Raw genomic sequence first — 15,770 nt, 5'->3', positions numbered from 1 at the left:
CTGACTGGGGTTTGCTGATTATGAACGATTCCCTTTTGCAATGAAGGCCCAGGACAGGCAGGCAGGTATGGATTACTATAAATTACTCGGTGTGGAAAAAAGCGCTACCCCGGAGGAAATCAAGAAAGCCTACCGCAAACTTGCCCTCAAGTACCACCCGGACCGCAATAAGGACAACAAGGAGGCGGAGGAGCAGTTTAAAAAGATCAGCGAGGCGTACGCCGTTCTCTCCGACAAGGAAAAGCGGCAGCAATACGATTCCTTCGGCTCCGCAGGCTTCCAGCAGCGCTATTCACAGGAAGATATTTTCCGCAACGCCGACCTGGGCGATATCCTGCGGGAATTCGGGATCAACTTCGGCGGCGGACGCACCACCTTCCGAAGCGGCGGCTCGGGGGGCAGCATATTCGATGAGATGTTCCATCAGCCAGGAGCAACCGGCCGGAGCAGCCAGGGCTTTCAGGATTTCCGCCAGCAGCAGCCGGTGAAGGGCAATGATCTTTCCCTGGAACTGCCGATCACCCTGCTTGATGTGCTGACCGGGACGGAAAAAACCATCTCCCTTGGCCGCGGCGCTGCAGCGGAAAAGGTTTCCGTAAGAATTCCGGCCGGAATCGAAACCGGCAAGAAACTGCGGGTTTCCGGCAAGGGCTCCCCCTCCCCCATGGGTGGGCCGCCGGGCGACCTCTATCTGCTGATCAGGGTCGAACCGCACCCGACCTTTACCCGGGAAGGGGCCGACCTCAGCATGGACCTGCAAATACCTTACAGCTCCGCCGTGTTTGGCGCGGAGGTGGAAGTCCCCACCCTGGACGGCAAACAACTCAAGGTCAAGGTTCCGCCCGGCTGTCAGCCCCAGGCAAAACTTCGCCTGCGCAAACAGGGGCTGCCAGAAAGCCCGGGAGGAGCACGCGGTGACCTGCTGGTAAAAATCGTGGTGGCGGTGCCGAAGACCTTGTCGGAGGAACAGCGGGAGTTGGTGAACAGCCTGAAAGAATCCGGTCTTTAGAAGTGCCGGATTAGATAACAATGCCGAGAAACATGGTGGAAACACTGAAGATGTACTTCTCGGGCAGCCCTCCCCGCATGATGATATCATCTTCAATGCGGGTGAGGATCTGGGTCATGATAACCTCGTAGCCCATATTGATGTAGCCGTTTTCCCCGGCTTCGTTGGTGACAAACAGCAGCTTCCCGTCCTTATCCTTGTAAGTCTTCAACCGCCAGTTCACCTGACTGACATTATGATGGAGCCGCTGCAGCCGCTCCAAAGAAATCTGCAGGCCGCTGAAAAAAACCCCCTCATCCCGAACATGGTAGGCCTCCTGGATCCCCTTCCACAGGCCGAGACTCAAGAGATAGACCCGATCCGGCTCACTCACCTCCCCTTGAAAGGCCGCAGCGAGTATCTCATGGGAGGGCTTGAAGGCGTAGACCTGCTCCCCGGTGGGCAATTGGCCAAAGATGGAATCGATTTTCTGCCGTTGTCGGGACGGATCCTTTTCATACTTGGGGTTCTTGGCATACAGGCGGACGGTGAAGTCACGCAAGGAACCGCGATACAGTTGCACATGGTGACGAATAATGCTGACATCGGTCGGGGTAAAAAAATCCCTGACACCTTTGTTGCTATTGCTCCCGGACACACCGCAGCCGGCAAGTCCGAACGGAACACAGAGCAGCAGTATGAGGGCAACGTCTTTAAACAGGGCCCCGACAACGGGCCTCGGCATCACAACACCTCGCAGCACAAGGATTTTCAGCTCACAGGTCCGCCAAAAAGAAACGGCACCCCAACAACCTGCATAACGAGCAGGAATGAAACCGAAACGAATATTTCGTAACGGCTCCTAAGCCGTTCTCTCACTGAACTCAATCTTCTGCTCGACAATATCGGCATAAGGAGCCGTAACGAAACCGCAAGGCTTATTTCGTAACGGCTCCTAAATATCTCCGCCGGTTATCTTGAGCAGGGCCTCCCGATAACGGGATGCGGTTTTGTCGATGATCTCTTGGGGCAGCTTGGGCGGCGGCGGGGTTTTCCCCCAATTGAGGGTGGAAAGATAGTCCCGGAGAAACTGCTTGTCAAAACTCGGCTGGCCGGCGCCGGGCCGGTATTGATCTTCCGGCCAGAACCGGGAAGAATCGGGAGTCAGCACCTCATCGATGAGGATGATCTCGCCGTTATAGATGCCCAATTCAAACTTGGTGTCGGCAATAATGATCCCCTTGCTGCGAGCATAGTCCGCTGCCTTTTCATAAAGGCGCACACAGATCTCTTTGATCCGGGCGGTCTGTTCCTTGCCCACGATTTTTTCCATCTCGGCCACGGAGATGTTCTCATCGTGCAGGCCGAGCGCCGCCTTGGTGGACGGGGTAAAAAGCGGTTCGGGAAACTTGTCCGATTCCTGCATGCCTGCCGGCAAGGCAAAGCCGCAGACGGTGGGATCTTTTTTATATGCCTGCCAGAAGGAGCCGGAAAGATACCCGCGGACGATACACTCCACCGGCAGGGGCTTGGCCTTTTTCACCAGCAGGCTCCTGCCCGCGAGCTGATCCCGATAGGGAGCGCATATTGCCGGATATTCCTCGACATTTGCCGTAATCAGGTGATTGGGGACAATGTCTTTGAGATAGTCAAACCAGAAAAGAGAGAGCTTGGTCAAGATCGCACCCTTGTTGGGGATGGGATCGTCCATGATCACGTCAAAGGCGGAGATCCGGTCCGAGGCCACCATCAGCAGCTGGTCTTCCACCTCGTAGAGATCCCGGACCTTGCCGCGGTGCAGCAGATGGAGATTGGCAAAATTCGTTTGGCTTACCGGTGTGGTCATGACGTCTTCCTTATCGAAAAATTTACAGTGGCGCAGCAGCGGCAAGGGCATGGACATGCCTGATCCTTTGCAAAAAGGATACATTTTCCAATCCGCTTGTGCGATATTTTTTTTAGCCGGACTCAGCCGCGATAGAACCACTTCTTAATGTCATGGGCGGTAAAGCTCTTGGCCACGGGGCGACCATGGGGGCAATGGGAGAAAACCTCGGCCCGCTGCATCTCCTCAAGCAGGGCTTCGGCTTCCTTGGGGGTCAACCTTTGCCCTGCCCGGATCGCTGCCTTGCAGGCCATGTCGGAAAGCACCTCCTCGGCCCGCACCCCGCCTTTGCCGGTGCCTGGCTCAGCAAAGCGGGCAAAAATCCCGGCCAGCACCTCCTCCACCGGAGAACGGCCAAGCACCGCGGGCACGGCTTTCACCACCTGGCTGCCCCCGCCGAAATCCTCTATCTCGACCCCAAGGGCACCAATCTCCTCCGCATACTGGCTGAGGATCTGAAGCTCCTCCAGACTGCACTCCATGACCTTTGGAAACAAGAGGGTCTGGCGGACGATCTTTTTGCTGGCAAACTGTCTTTTCAGCCTCTCAAAGAGCAAGCGTTCATGGGCGGCATGCTGATCAATGGCAAGCAAGCCATTTTCCGTAGCGCATAACAGATAGGTGTCCAGCAACTGGCCGAGATAACGCAATCTGCCATGCGGCACATCCTCTCCCTCTGAGCCCCCCGGAGCCTGAGGCAGATCTGCCGCACGCCCCTCTTCCTCTGTCGGCCCAAATCCCCCCATCGCAGGCACAGGGCTCTGAGCCCCCTCTGAAGCAGAGGGGGCCTTAACCAAGGGCAGCGGCTCCTGCACCGCAAGCGCCGGATTCCCGCAAACCGGCGCATAGCTCTTGGCGGAGATGAGTGCATCCGGCACCGTACCAGATGCAGCAGGCCAGGGGCGGAAAATTTCCTGCTTCAAGGTCTGCTGATAATCCGCTATACCACTCTGCACCGCAGCGACCACGGCCTGATGCACCAGGGCCGGCTTGTGAAACCGGACCTCCTGCTTGGTGGGGTGAACGTTCACATCAACGCTCTCCAGCGGCATGCGCAGAAAAATCACCCCGCCCGGCCCCCGCCCTTTCATGAGATAGTTCTGGAGCCCTTCGTTCACCGCATGGCTTACCAACCGGTCATGGATCGCCCGCCCGTTGACAAAGATCCGCAACCGGGCAGAGGCCGGCCCGTCCGGCGGGAGAAGAAAGCCGGAAACCAGAAGAGCGTGCTCGTTGCCGATCTGATCCTGGTGGCCCACCGCCACCAGAACGGTACTTCCTTTGCCAAGAATCCGTTCCACCCTGCTTCTGGGGGTGTCCAGCCCGGCTGGAAGCTGAAGAAGCTCGCGGCCGTCCACCGTAAAACGCACCCCAATTCCCGGACGGGCCAAGGCATAATTCTTTACCACCTCTTCAATATGGGCCAGTTCCGTTCTGGTGGATTTCAAGAATTTTTTCCGGGCGGGAACATTACCGAAAAGGTCCGTCACCTCAAAAGAGGTCCCTGGACTTCCCCCCATCTCGTGCACCTTGAGAATCCGGCCAAAACGGAGATCAACCTGGGTCCCCAAAGGTTCCGTCGCCGGACGCGAGGTGATCCGCAAGCGGGCCACCGAGGCGATACTGGGTACGGCCTCTCCCCGAAACCCCAGGGTTCGGATGGAGCCAAGTTCCCCAAGGCTGGTAATCTTGCTGGTGGCATGGCGCTCCAGACAGAGCAACACATCATCCTGATCCATGCCGGAGCCATCGTCAATCACCCGAATCAGGCGCGTGCCATCCCCTTCCACCTGGATGGTGACCTGGCTGGCCCCTGCATCGATGGCATTTTCCAGCAGCTCCTTGACCACCGAGGCAGGCCGTTCGACCACCTCACCGGCGGCTATCTGGTTGGCCAGATTTTCCGGAAGAACCCTGATCCTGGACAACGTTTAGAGAACACTCAACATATGAATTTTCAACCACTCCTCATCCCACCATTCAATCGGATCGACAAAGATCCCGTTGACCAGGAGGCCGAAGTGGAGATGATCACCGCCAGCCATGCCGGTGGTGCCGGAAAGCCCTATGACGGTCCCCTTCTCGACCATGGTATGCAACGGGACCTCGATCTGGCTCAGGTGAGAATAGAGGCTGAAGATCCCCTGCCCGTGATCAAGAATAACGGTATTCCCGTAAATCCCCAGGTATTCGGCAAAAACCACCAGCCCCCGATTGGCGGCCTCGACATTGGCATGTTCGAGCGAGGCGATATCAACGCCAAGATGCACCTGCTCATCGATCTTTTCGCCGTTATAGAGGTAGGTGCGGTGATCGGCGTATCCGGCCCGGGGGCTCCCTTCCATCCGTCCGAAACGGCCATCCCATAACCGCTCGGGCTGGAACTTCGCACAAACCTCCTGGATTTTTTTATAATTCGCCGCCCGGACCTCATTGTTTACCTTGATATACTGCTCAACCGGCGTGCCGGCGAGCTCCGGATAATGACTGGCAAATTCCGGCAACTTGGCGGAAAGGAACCCATCGCTGATGGTGATCTTATCACTGACAACCTTGCGCACATGCAGAGCCATAGTAAAGGGAGCCTTGGCCTCATTGCCGGCCCGGTCCGCCGCCACGACAAAAGCCTTTTCGATGACGGCGATATCGTACGGCAACCCCAGACAGGCGCCATAGACCCCTTCTCCCCGTTTAGGCATGGCAAAACCGGGATAAAATATATCGTTGACCAACACTCCATGGCGGCCCGCTGGTTCGCTGACCCGGTAGACAACCACCCCCGCGCCGCCGCCCTTGATATAGGTAGGCGATTCCATCACACTGATCATCGGAGGCTTGGTGTCGATGGTGATCGCAGAAGCGTTAACGGTGCTATTCCCTCGCAGCCAGTTCCACCAGGAAAAATCAGCCGCCGTAACCACCAGTTCAGCCGCACCGTCCTTAAAACCAAGCTCTTTTGCCTTTATCTCGATGGTTTCTTCTATCTTTTGCGGCCCGGCTCCAGCTAAATAGCCCTTCCGGGGATAGGTTTTCCCAAACAGCAAGACTTTCTTGTTTTCCTGAACCAATGCCACCTCGATGGAACGGAGACCGCTCTTTGCATCCTTGATCTCAAAGGAAACCTGCTTGTCCAGACCGATTTGGACGCTATCCGCCGCGATGGTCACCTGCGGCTTTTCTATATCCCCCATCAACCAAAAAAACGCAGCCAGAATAAGACCAAGTAACCCTGCCCCCCCAAGAATCAACAAGGGAAATCCGTTCCTTTTTTTTACCACCTTATCAAACGGGTCAAGCTTCATACATCCATCCTTTTACACAACGTCCCTCAAATGAGACTCATTTAATGTGAAAACGTTGCCCCGCAGGGGTATCCCCAAGGCTCGCAATCGTTTTAAAATTCTTGCGATAATACCATGAACCGTTCCGTGATTCCAGAGCTCTTAATATCTTGACAGGAAAAGCTATCCTCATATAGTGTGCGATCTGTTTTTCCGCAGGGAATCGGAGGCAACGACCATGAAAAATTTCCATACCGTCATCGTCGGCGGTGGCCCGGGAGGACTGGCATGCGCCACCCATCTCGCACGACAGGGCAAAGAGGTCCTGGTCCTTGAACGCAACAGCACCATCGGCCCCAAGGTTTGCGCCGGCGGCATTCCCTCTGCGGCCCAGGGTCTCGGCTTCCCGGAAACCCTTTGGGAACGCTCCTTTGTCCAACAGCATATCCGCAGCAACTGGCAACATGCCATGGTCCAAGACGACACCCCGATTATCCGCACCGTTGACCGAGGCAGACTCGGCCGGTGGATGGCGGACAGAGCCGTGGCCGCCGGAGTCACCATCGCCACCAACACCCTGGTGCTCAAAATCAGCGACGACCGGGTCCACACCCGGGGCGGGGAAGAGTTTGGCTTTTCTTTTCTGGTGGGCGCCGATGGCAGCAGTTCCGTGGTCCGGCGTCAGCTCGGGATTCCCACCGAAAACATCGGGGTCGGCATCAATTACCAGGTGCCGGGAAACTTCCCCGAAATGCAGTGGCATCTCAACACCGATCTTTTCGGCAATGGCTACGCCTGGATCTTCCCCCATCAGGATAGCGCTTCCATCGGGGTATATGCCCGGCGCAGCACCAGCAAACCAGGGGATCTGCTGAACAGCCTGCACCATTGGGGTGCCCGCCACAACCTTGAGCTCAAATCCCGTCAGCCCCAGGCCGCCCTGATCAACTTCGATTTTCGCGGCTACCGTTTCAACAACCGCTTTCTGGTTGGCGATGCGGCCGGCCTGGCCTCGGGCCTCACCGGGGAAGGAATCTATTCCGCCATCATTTCCGGGGAAGAGGTTGCTCGCACCATCCTGCATCCAGGGTATGAAAGCAAAAAAATGACCCAGCTCATCAAGAAACACCAGCAACATGCTCGCATTCTCGAGTTGGCCTCCGGCCATCCGCTGACCGGCAAACTTATTTTGGAGGGACTGGTTTTCTGCCTGCGCACCGGTCTTCTCCCCTTCAGCTCCCTGGAAATGGGAATTGACCAACCCTCACGAAGGATCTTCCTGTGAACCCAGAGCCCAACAAAAAGAAAACCCGGTTGCTCAATCTCCTCTTTATCGCCAGCTGCAGTGCCATCCTGGTCTTTTTACTCAAGGCCCCGCCCGAATCAACCACCAAGCTGCCCCGCGATGCAAATCATCTCCAATTTTATGCCATGGAAAAAAAGGCAGCGGAAAAGCATTGCGGTACCTGCCATGCCCCCGATGGCTTGGCCCCTCTCCCCAAGGATCATCCCCCGAAATACCGGTGCCTCTTCTGCCATAAGAAATACAATTAAGATGACCCTCACCATTCCCCTGCCGGATCTACACACCACCCTCGCCTTGGGCCGCTATCTCGGAAAGGTTGCCCGCCCCGGTGAGGTGATCACCCTGGGCGGCTCTCTCGGGGCAGGGAAAACCACCCTCACCCAGGCCATCGGCCAGGGGTTACAGGTGCCGGAAGCCTACTATATCACCAGCCCCACCTTCAGCCTCCTGCACGAATATCCCGGCCGGCTGCCCCTCTATCATCTGGATCTGTATCGATTGAGCGATGAAACCGAAATCGAGGAGATCGGGCTGCTGGAGTATCTCTACGGAACAGGACTCACCGTGATCGAATGGCCCGACAGACTGGGCAGCCTCATGCCCGAGGAGCGGCTCCATATCGAGATCACCCTGCTGAACGAAACCGCACGGCTCGCGGAGATAACCGGACATGGCGGGGGATGGCGGGAAAAAATCGTAGCACTGCAGGACAGCAAGAAGTGGCTCTCGCCAAGCAGCGAGGAGTGAAAGAAAGGAAAGCGAAACGAATCAGGAAGGATCGGGGTTTTCCAGGCAGGAACTCCGCGGCATCATCTCACTGAGGATCATGGTCAGCTTCGCCTTGATAATGGGCTTGGTAAGAAAGCCGTTCATCCCGGCCTCGTAGCAGGCCGTCTCATCCTCTTTTCTGGCATGGGCCGTGAGCCCAACTATAGGTAGCGGCTGCGACAACGCCCGCAGACCGACATAATCCTGCCGGAGGGCCTGATCCGCCTCAATCTCCCTGATTCTGCGGGTGGCTTCCATGCCGTCCATAATGGGCATCTGCACATCCATCAGGACCAGGTCAAAGGTCTGATGCCGCAGATGCTCCAAGGCTTCTGCCCCATCGGAGGCCACCTCGACCTCATATCCTTGCCGGGTGATCAGGATGCTGGCCAGCCGCTGGTTGACGGCATTGTCCTCAACCAAGAGAATCCTCCCGCCGCTGAGATCCTTTTCCAGCCCTGCCTCCTTGTGCTCTTGCAAGGAGATAATCTCTGCCGGGGCCTCTTCCACGGGAATCACAAAATAAAAGGTACTGCCCTTGCCCACCTCGCTCGCCACCGTGAGATGCCCCCCCATGAGTTCCACGAGTTGGAGGCAGATGGCAAGACCCAACCCAGTGCCGCCGTACTTTCGGGTGGTCGAGCCGTCAGCCTGGGTAAATTTTTCAAAAATCGCCTCCACCCGGTCGGGGGGGATGCCTATGCCGCTGTCATGCACCGAAAAACGACTGACAATGCGACCGGCAGCTTCGCGCTCAAAGTCAACCCGGATATCAATGCCGCCCTGCTCGGTGAATTTCATCGCGTTGCCGGCAAGATTTATCAAAACCTGGCGCAACCGATTACTGTCCCCCATTATTCTTTTCGGAATGCGACTGTCAATCTTACAGGTGACCGCAACCCCCTTTTCCCGGGCAGGAATCTTGAACATGGCAGCCACGTTGTCGATCACCTCGGGAAGATCAAAAGGCATTCGCTCAAGTTCGAGTTTTCCCGCCTCAATTTTTGCCAGATCAAGGATGTCGTTGATCAGGGTCAACAGACTTGTCGCGGATTGAGCAATGGTCCGAGTATAATCGAGCTGCTCCTCGGCAAGAGGGGTCTCGGAGAGGAGTTCGCTGAACCCGATGATGGCGTTCATGGGCGTCCGCAATTCATGGCTCATATTGGCTAAAAAATCGCTCTTCAGCCGACTGATCTCCTCAAGCCGTGCATTGGCCTCTCGCAACTCTGAGGTTTGTTGCGCTATTTCACTTTCCAGCTTCCGGGCATACTCTTTTTCCCGCTCTTGGTTGAGGCGGTATTGACGGTAATTGTCCTCGATCAGCTTGCCGTGCTGTTGCTGGAGGATATTGATCTGCCGGACCGACTGCTCATGATCGGCAACAAGCACCTCCCGTTCCTGCCTGTACAGAGCAAGCTCCAGGGTATTGCGCAACAGGGAGATCATCGCGGAACCTGTCTCCCAGTCAGCACTCGGGGCCGCGGTGCAAGTAATAAGCAGCACCGCCGACATTTTGGGAAGATACACCGCATGGCAACGGCTGCCGTTATCCGCCTTTCCCACGACAAAGTCATCGGTCGATTTTGCCTCATGCACCAGACGTTCCCGTACCGGCGGGGCAAGAGCCAGGGGCCGTGCTCCCTCAAGCAGCGTACCCGACTCGCTCACTAAGAGCAGTGAGGCCTCGGGCAGCAAGCCATCAAGAATCGACAGGAAACCTTGCAGTTCCTCGTTGCCATCGATCAATTCATCGAATATGTCGTCAAACGTGGGCTCGGTCATCGGCGCTTCACTCGTCCGTTTCGTAGAGTTCTTTAGCCTTGGCCATTTCCCCAGGCAGATCCCTGATAATAATCTTGTAATCCGCCATCTTCTCCTTCACATGTGCCGAGAGTTCGGGAGGCAGCGGCTCGATGGGGCCGGGGATATGCCAGTATTTCATTTTTCCCGCCATAAATTCGGCTAGTTGCAGAATACTGCTGGTGCTGGAGACCGATTTCACCTGCTTGACAACATGATGCGACTTGATGGAACTGAGCACATCCTGGGGCAGCCCCCAAGCCTTGGTAACAAGATACCCCACCTCGGCATGATCGGCCCCGATGGCATTGCGTTCACACTCTACCAGGGGCCCCTTTCCCTCGCGGAATGCCTTGCAGGCTTCTCGTAATTGTTCGCCAACGATCTGATTTTCAACGATGAGTCCGATATCATGGATGATACCGGCCAAAAAAACATCCTCACCATCCTTACCGAAAATGCGTTTGGCGATCATGCCGGAGAGGATGGCAACGGTGGCGGAATGCAGCCAGAGTTTCTGAGCCGAAAATTCGGCATCGTCACCCTTGAACATCCCGCGCAGGGCTTCAACCGCAACCAAATTGCGAAGCTGCCGCATGCCGGAAAAAACCACGGCCTTGGAAATGGATTCAACCTTTTGGGACAAGCCGAAATAGGGACTGTTGACCAAACGCAACAGGCGGGTAACGAGCACAGGATCGAGCTTGATGATTTCCTCGAAATCCTGCATGGTGCTGCGATCGTCATTGACCAGCTGGGTCACTTTGATCGCCACATGGGGGAGCGTTTTCAGCTCGGTGAATTTTTTCAGTATATCTTTAGCGCTGGGCATGGCTCAAGCACACAAATCCAAAAAAAGATCTCCCGGCAAAGCTTTGTTGCTTGCTCTCGTGGAAGTCATCGCTGGCCATCAAAGGCTTTGAGCAGCGTACCCAGCTGGGCGGCAAGATCTCTCCCCTGAGAAAGGTCGCCCAGCCGCCCGATTCTTTCAAGCTCGGAGGCAACCTTCCGCACGCCCTCCACCCCCAGACTGGCCGAGGCGCCCTTGATGCTGTGCGCGGCGTCAGCCACCATCACCGGGTTTTCCGCAGCAAGGCCCGCATTGATCCGCGCCAGATCCGAGGCGGAAGAATCGCGAAACAGGACCAGCAGCTCCGCCAACATCTCCTCGTCGTCTCCAGACTGCTCCAGGGCAAAATTTCTATCCCACTCAAGATCTGCCATCGTTATTCCTTATCATGAAGTTAGTGGTCGCCACAGCCGGAAAACAATAATGAGCCAGCGACACAGCACCACGCACATAACTTTTTCGATTCATTGAGTTATCATACAGAAAGTGCTCCAGATCGGCAAAGGTATAAATGGAAAAAATCTCCGGTGATTTTTTATGCTCTGCTTCCTCAGGAGAAAAGATTCGATTTCTCTGCCCCGGCCAGTACGGCCTGAATCTCGGCAAAAGATACAACTCCGGCCCTGAGCAGGCAGACCTTACCCTCTTGGTAGCCGAGGAGAGTGGAGCCTTGGCCGCCGGGAGTGAGCCCGCCATCGAGGACGACATCCACCCCATGGCCCAGCTGAGCTAGAACGTCACTGGCAACCACTGCGGCGGGGTGTCCGGAAAAATTTGCGCTGGTCGCCGTTATCGGCCGGCCAAAACCCCTGACCAGCCTCCGGGCCAAGGGATGGGAGGAGACCCTGACCCCGATGGTGCCCCCGTATCCGGTAAGCAAATCCGGCAAGGACTCAGCCCCCGGAAAAACCAGGGTCAAGGGGCCGGGCCAGAACTTTTCCATCAGAATGGTGAAGGGAGGGGGAAACTCCGCAACAAGACCGGAAAGCTGGGAGGGATTTTCAATAATCAGCAAAACCGGCTTGTCGGGAGAGCGGCCTTTCAGGGCGAAAAGGCGGGAGAGAGCCGCCGGGTTGAACGGATCAACCGCCAGGCCGTAATATGTTTCCGTAGGAAAAGCAACAACCCCTCCTGCCCGAAGAACGCCACAGGCACGGGCAAGGGCCTCATCTGTCACAAGGTGTTCCACCTCACCCTGCCCGGTCACAGGCTCCCGACAAGCCGCTGCGCCTTTTCCTCTACCTCGCGGGCCATCTCTTCTTTAAAGGCCGCAAGCCTGGCGGCCAATTTTTCATCCCCAAGCGCAAGAATCTGCGCCGCCAGAATAGCCGCGTTTTTCGCCCCGGCCTTGCCGATGCCCATGGTGGCCACGGGCACCCCGGGAGGCATCTGCACCGTGGAGAGCAAAGCATCCAGGCCGTTTAGGGAGGAGGAATCCACCGGCACCCCGATAACGGGCAGGGTGGTGTGGGCCGCCAAAACTCCGGCCAGATGGGCCGCCATTCCGGCTGCGGCGATGATCGTTTTCAAGCCGCGGCCCCTGGCGCTGCTTGCATATTCCAATGCCCTCGCTGGGCTGCGATGGGCCGAAGCCACCGTAATTTCGTAAGGGATATCCATCTTCTTCAAAAAATCCATGCAACCCTGCATAACCGGCAAATCCGAATCACTGCCCATAACAATGCCAATCATAACACCCTCGCAAAGATAGAAATAGTTAACCGCGCAACAACATGCCAAGCAAAGAATTACAGCAACGAAGCAAGCAGCTTCACGCTCATTTTCGATCCATGGCCTTGCGGCCGATATCTCTCCGGTAATAACAGCCGTCCCAACGGATTTCTTCCGCCGCCTTGTAAGCCTTGGCAATGGCAGCCTGCACCGTATCACCGATGGCGGTCACTCCCAAGACCCGTCCGCCGTTGGTCACGACCGACTCTCCCTGCCATGCGGTGCCGGCGTGAAAAACCACCACATCCTTGTGTTCCCCAGCCTTGGCCAATCCCTCAATGACCTTGCCATTTTCATACTTTCCGGGATACCCACCGGCCGCCATGACCACACAAACGGTGGGACGCGGATCGATCTCCAGGGAGATCTCGTTCAGACGACCATCAATCACCGCCTCCATAACCTCCAGGAGATCGGTTTTAAGCCGCATCAACAACGGCTGGGCCTCGGGATCGCCAAAGCGGCAATTGAACTCCAGCACCTTGACCACCCCTTGGTCAATCATCAAGCCGGCATAGAGCACGCCTTTATACGGGCACCCTTCCGCCTCCAAAGCCTTGACCGTCGGCAGCATCACCGTCTCCATAACCTGTCGGTGCAGGGAGTCGGTCACCACCGGCGCCGGGGAATACGCGCCCATGCCGCCGGTATTCGGCCCCTTGTCACCATCAAAGATCGCCTTATGGTCCTGGGAGGTTGGCAGGGGCAATACCGTCTTCCCGTCGGTAAAGGCGAGAAAAGAAGCCTCCTCCCCACGGAGAAATTCCTCGATCACCACCCGGTTGCCAGCCTCGCCAAAAGCCTTCTCCTGCATGAAGAGATCAACCGCCGCCTTGGCCTCGGCAATGGTTTGGGCCACCACTACGCCCTTGCCCGCAGCCAACCCATCGGTCTTAACCACCATGGGCGCGGCCTGCGTTTCAACATAGCGAAGCGCCTTGTCCCTGTCCGTAAAGGTGGCGTAAAAGGCGGAGGGGATATGATATTTTTCAAGCAGGTCCTTCATGAAGACCTTGCTGCCTTCAAGGGTGGCCGCGTTGCGGCGCGGGCCGAAAACCCGCAACCCTTTTTCTTCAAAATGATCAACAATTCCCAGAGAAAGAGGGACTTCAGGACCAACCACGGTGAGCGCAACCCCTTCCTGCCGGGCGAAATCCGCAAGCGCGTCAATATCGCTGGCGCTGATCGTGACGCAGGTTGCCAGGCCACTGATACCGGCATTCCCCGGAGCGCAATAAATCTTTGTCACCTTGGGGCTCTGCCGCAATTTCCAGACCAGGGCATGTTCCCTGCCCCCCGACCCAACAACCAGAATTTTCATCAACAATCTCCTCGGGTTCTTTCTCAAACGCACTGTTCTCTATCCACCTGGAGTCATTGGCAAATGCCCCAATACGGAGTGCGCTATTTTACTCCAAAACGATTCGGCAAGAAAGCATTAAACCGTGGCCACTAAATAATGTCACCATATGATGGAAAGATCGGAATCGGACTATTTCGCAACGCTTCCCTAAAAATCAATTATCTCCCCTTGCCCAACAACTTCATCCCTCTGCCCAAATTCCCTTTTCGCAGGCAGCAAAAAAACTTTTGCCTTGACACCCGCCCTTCCCCCCTCTATGATAGCCCCAAAAATGAATGAATGCGCATTCATAACATAATCGGAACATCCCGCCACCTCTGCTCATCCTCCTGAAGCCATGAGAACATCCGACAAACATTCAAAGATTATCGAAGCGGCCATCACCGTTTTTGCCAGGAAAGGGTTCTTCAGCGCCCGCATTTCCGATATTGCCAAGGAAGCCCAGGTTGCGGACGGGACGATCTATCTCTATTTCAACAACAAATACGACATTCTCATTTCGCTGTTCGAGGAAGAGATCGGCAAGATCATCCTGCAGGTCAAACTCCTCATAGAAAAAGAGTCCGACCCCAGGAAGATGCTCCAGATTTTTGCCCTCCACCACATGCAACTCATGGAGGAGCAAAAAGAGCTGGCCGAAGTGCTGCAGATGGAGTTGCGGCAGAGCAACAAATTCATGAAAGAGTACAGAAATACGAAATTTATTGAATATGTGGATGTGATTTCCGCAATTATCCACAAAGGACAACAAGAGGGGGTGTTCCGAAAAACCCTTCTTCCCGGCGTATTCAAGCGGGCATTTTTCGGGGCCCTGGATGAAACATCCCGGCTCTGGGTTCTTTCCCCGGACCACAACTATACCATTGTCGAAGCAGCCAAACAGATCAGCGATATCTTTATTTCCGGGATCATGACCGAAAATCAGTCCTGATTTTCGCCCTCAAACAAATTCACTGCGACACCTTACTTTCTGACAATCCCCAAGAGCAACGCCTTGCAAATCAAGCCCGATCCGGCGGTTTGATATCCATGACTTCGAGCTGGCGTACGCCGCCCGGCGTTTTCACGGTAATCTCATCACCCACGCTTTTACCGATCATTGCCCGGCCAATCGGGGAGAGGACCGAAATACTGCCCGTACTCACGTCCGCCTCCAATGGCCCCAGCAGCTGATAACGGATCTCGTCGTCCGTGTCCAGGTCGACAAGAGAGACAACCGTGCCAAAAACCACCCGGGAACAATCCACGCTTGAGCAGTCGATAACCTCGGCCCGGCCCAGCTTGTCCTTGAGCTCCATGATCCGCCCTTCGATGTGCCCCTGGCGCTCCTTGGCCGCGTGGTATTCGGCATTTTCCTTCAAATCGCCGTGCCCCCGCGCCACCTCAATCGCCTCAATGACCGCAGGACGTTCTTTCCTCTGCAGCCGATCAAGTTCCTGACGCAATCTGGCATATCCCTCCTGAGACATGGGAATACGCTCAACCATAACACCCTCCTTGCGAGACAATAGCCCTAAAGCCGTTGTTCAAAATGGATACTATTTGAAATAATGTGAACGGCACAAACAGCCGTAGCCGCAGCGATCGCTGCTATCAACAGCTGCAGCAAAACGGCGATGGGAGTTTCGTAACGGCTTCTAAAAAAAATGGCCGTTTTCCCGGGAGATAATCACAGCAGCGATTGTCCCGGCTAAAACGGCAAGAATCTTTTCAACCCATCATCTGCCCGGCACGCCCCAAAGAATCCCGGGCGCCAGGATCGGCCTACAACAGCCTATTCAATTAGCACAGAGGC

General features: G+C 55.9%; 16 protein-coding genes. 5 read left to right on the top strand and 11 right to left on the bottom strand.

Annotation, left to right across the window (positions count from 1 at the left end; translation table 11 throughout):
- Positions 1 to 67: 67 nt before the first annotated feature.
- Positions 68 to 1,009 carry a DnaJ C-terminal domain-containing protein gene (locus tag OLX77_RS08195; protein WP_307633106.1) on the top strand — a complete coding sequence of 314 codons (942 nt, stop codon included), beginning with the start codon at positions 68 to 70 and terminating at the stop codon, positions 1,007 to 1,009.
- Positions 1,010 to 1,019: 10 nt separating this feature from the next.
- Here OLX77_RS08195 and OLX77_RS08190 read toward each other — a convergent pair whose 3' ends face one another.
- The 4 genes from OLX77_RS08190 to OLX77_RS08175 all read right to left on the bottom strand — a co-directional run bounded on the left by OLX77_RS08190 (position 1,020) and on the right by OLX77_RS08175 (position 6,175).
- Positions 1,020 to 1,733 carry a hypothetical protein gene (locus OLX77_RS08190; protein ID WP_307633105.1) on the bottom strand — a complete coding sequence of 238 codons (714 nt, stop codon included), beginning with the start codon at positions 1,731 to 1,733 and terminating at the stop codon, positions 1,020 to 1,022.
- Between the two features lie 210 nt (positions 1,734 to 1,943).
- Positions 1,944 to 2,834: a phosphoribosylaminoimidazolesuccinocarboxamide synthase gene (locus OLX77_RS08185; protein ID WP_371877504.1), complete on the bottom strand. Its 891-nt coding sequence runs from the start codon at positions 2,832 to 2,834 to the stop codon at positions 1,944 to 1,946.
- Between the two features lie 122 nt (positions 2,835 to 2,956).
- Complete coding sequence (gene mutL, locus OLX77_RS08180; protein WP_307633103.1) at positions 2,957 to 4,801, bottom strand: DNA mismatch repair endonuclease MutL; 1,845 nt, start codon at positions 4,799 to 4,801, stop codon at positions 2,957 to 2,959.
- 3 nt (positions 4,802 to 4,804) lie between these two features.
- Entirely contained in the window at positions 4,805 to 6,175 is a 1,371-nt protein-coding gene (locus OLX77_RS08175) for a M23 family metallopeptidase (RefSeq protein ID WP_307633102.1), read from the bottom strand.
- Positions 6,176 to 6,392: 217 nt separating this feature from the next.
- Here OLX77_RS08175 and OLX77_RS08170 point away from each other — a divergent pair, with 217 nt between their 5' ends.
- From OLX77_RS08170 to tsaE, 3 genes are read left to right on the top strand one after another with little or no spacing between them, the layout of a single operon-like run.
- A complete protein-coding gene (locus OLX77_RS08170) occupies positions 6,393 to 7,439 on the top strand; it encodes an NAD(P)/FAD-dependent oxidoreductase (RefSeq protein ID WP_307633101.1) in 1,047 nt (348 codons plus the stop codon).
- Complete coding sequence (locus OLX77_RS08165) at positions 7,436 to 7,708, top strand: hypothetical protein (protein WP_307633100.1); 273 nt, start codon at positions 7,436 to 7,438, stop codon at positions 7,706 to 7,708. The genes OLX77_RS08170 and OLX77_RS08165 overlap by 4 nt, the downstream gene beginning before the upstream one ends.
- 1 nt (position 7,709) lies before the next feature.
- Positions 7,710 to 8,207 (top strand): tRNA (adenosine(37)-N6)-threonylcarbamoyltransferase complex ATPase subunit type 1 TsaE, encoded by a 498-nt coding sequence (gene tsaE / locus OLX77_RS08160; RefSeq protein ID WP_307633099.1) that lies wholly within the window; start codon positions 7,710 to 7,712, stop codon positions 8,205 to 8,207.
- Between the two features lie 21 nt (positions 8,208 to 8,228).
- Here tsaE and OLX77_RS08155 read toward each other — a convergent pair whose 3' ends face one another.
- From OLX77_RS08155 to purD, 6 genes are all read right to left on the bottom strand, one after another.
- The gene (locus OLX77_RS08155) at positions 8,229 to 10,013 is read right to left on the bottom strand and encodes an ATP-binding protein (protein WP_307633098.1); all 1,785 of its coding nucleotides are present in this window, start codon (positions 10,011 to 10,013) and stop codon (positions 8,229 to 8,231) included.
- Positions 10,014 to 10,020: 7 nt separating this feature from the next.
- A complete protein-coding gene (locus OLX77_RS08150) occupies positions 10,021 to 10,863 on the bottom strand; it encodes an HDOD domain-containing protein (protein WP_307633097.1) in 843 nt (280 codons plus the stop codon).
- 65 nt (positions 10,864 to 10,928) lie between these two features.
- Complete coding sequence (locus OLX77_RS08145) at positions 10,929 to 11,255, bottom strand: Hpt domain-containing protein (protein ID WP_307633096.1); 327 nt, start codon at positions 11,253 to 11,255, stop codon at positions 10,929 to 10,931.
- A gap of 176 nt (positions 11,256 to 11,431) precedes the next feature.
- A complete protein-coding gene (locus tag OLX77_RS08140) occupies positions 11,432 to 12,058 on the bottom strand; it encodes an L-threonylcarbamoyladenylate synthase (RefSeq protein WP_307633095.1) in 627 nt (208 codons plus the stop codon).
- A gap of 26 nt (positions 12,059 to 12,084) precedes the next feature.
- The gene (gene purE, locus OLX77_RS08135) at positions 12,085 to 12,573 is read right to left on the bottom strand and encodes a 5-(carboxyamino)imidazole ribonucleotide mutase (protein WP_307633094.1); all 489 of its coding nucleotides are present in this window, start codon (positions 12,571 to 12,573) and stop codon (positions 12,085 to 12,087) included.
- Positions 12,574 to 12,658: 85 nt separating this feature from the next.
- On the bottom strand, positions 12,659 to 13,933 hold the full coding sequence (gene purD, locus OLX77_RS08130) for a phosphoribosylamine--glycine ligase (RefSeq protein WP_307633093.1): 1,275 nt from the start codon (positions 13,931 to 13,933) through the stop codon (positions 12,659 to 12,661).
- 379 nt (positions 13,934 to 14,312) lie between these two features.
- Between purD and OLX77_RS08125 the strand changes: the two genes are divergently transcribed.
- A complete protein-coding gene (locus OLX77_RS08125; protein WP_307633092.1) occupies positions 14,313 to 14,906 on the top strand; it encodes a TetR/AcrR family transcriptional regulator in 594 nt (197 codons plus the stop codon).
- A gap of 70 nt (positions 14,907 to 14,976) precedes the next feature.
- Here the strand turns inward: OLX77_RS08125 and greA are convergent, their stop codons facing one another.
- Positions 14,977 to 15,462, bottom strand: a complete 486-nt coding sequence (gene greA / locus OLX77_RS08120) for a transcription elongation factor GreA (RefSeq protein ID WP_307633091.1) — start codon at positions 15,460 to 15,462, stop codon at positions 14,977 to 14,979.
- Positions 15,463 to 15,770 lie beyond the last annotated feature (308 nt).

It is taken from the genome of Thiovibrio frasassiensis (genome assembly GCF_029607905.1).
Taxonomy (GTDB): domain Bacteria; phylum Desulfobacterota; class Desulfobulbia; order Desulfobulbales; family Desulfurivibrionaceae; genus Thiovibrio; species Thiovibrio frasassiensis.
This window is presented reverse-complemented; position numbering and strand designations above follow the sequence as displayed.

Bases quoted from the DNA above. Each gene is read 5' to 3' on its own strand.
- greA (WP_307633091.1), bottom strand. From the start codon at position 15,462: ATGGTTGAGCGTATTCCCATGTCTCAGGAGGGATATGCCAGATTGCGT.
- OLX77_RS08185 (WP_371877504.1), bottom strand. From the start codon at position 2,834: ATGACCACACCGGTAAGCCAAACGAATTTTGCCAATCTCCATCTGCTG.
- purE (WP_307633094.1), bottom strand. From the start codon at position 12,573: ATGATTGGCATTGTTATGGGCAGTGATTCGGATTTGCCGGTTATGCAG.
- OLX77_RS08170 (WP_307633101.1), top strand. From the start codon at position 6,393: ATGAAAAATTTCCATACCGTCATCGTCGGCGGTGGCCCGGGAGGACTG.
- purD (WP_307633093.1), bottom strand. From the start codon at position 13,933: ATGAAAATTCTGGTTGTTGGGTCGGGGGGCAGGGAACATGCCCTGGTC.
- OLX77_RS08145 (WP_307633096.1), bottom strand. From the start codon at position 11,255: ATGGCAGATCTTGAGTGGGATAGAAATTTTGCCCTGGAGCAGTCTGGA.
- OLX77_RS08190 (WP_307633105.1), bottom strand. From the start codon at position 1,733: ATGCCGAGGCCCGTTGTCGGGGCCCTGTTTAAAGACGTTGCCCTCATA.
- OLX77_RS08125 (WP_307633092.1), top strand. From the start codon at position 14,313: ATGAGAACATCCGACAAACATTCAAAGATTATCGAAGCGGCCATCACC.
- OLX77_RS08155 (WP_307633098.1), bottom strand. From the start codon at position 10,013: ATGACCGAGCCCACGTTTGACGACATATTCGATGAATTGATCGATGGC.
- tsaE (WP_307633099.1), top strand. From the start codon at position 7,710: ATGACCCTCACCATTCCCCTGCCGGATCTACACACCACCCTCGCCTTG.
- OLX77_RS08195 (WP_307633106.1), top strand. From the start codon at position 68: ATGGATTACTATAAATTACTCGGTGTGGAAAAAAGCGCTACCCCGGAG.
- OLX77_RS08175 (WP_307633102.1), bottom strand. From the start codon at position 6,175: ATGAAGCTTGACCCGTTTGATAAGGTGGTAAAAAAAAGGAACGGATTT.
- OLX77_RS08150 (WP_307633097.1), bottom strand. From the start codon at position 10,863: ATGCCCAGCGCTAAAGATATACTGAAAAAATTCACCGAGCTGAAAACG.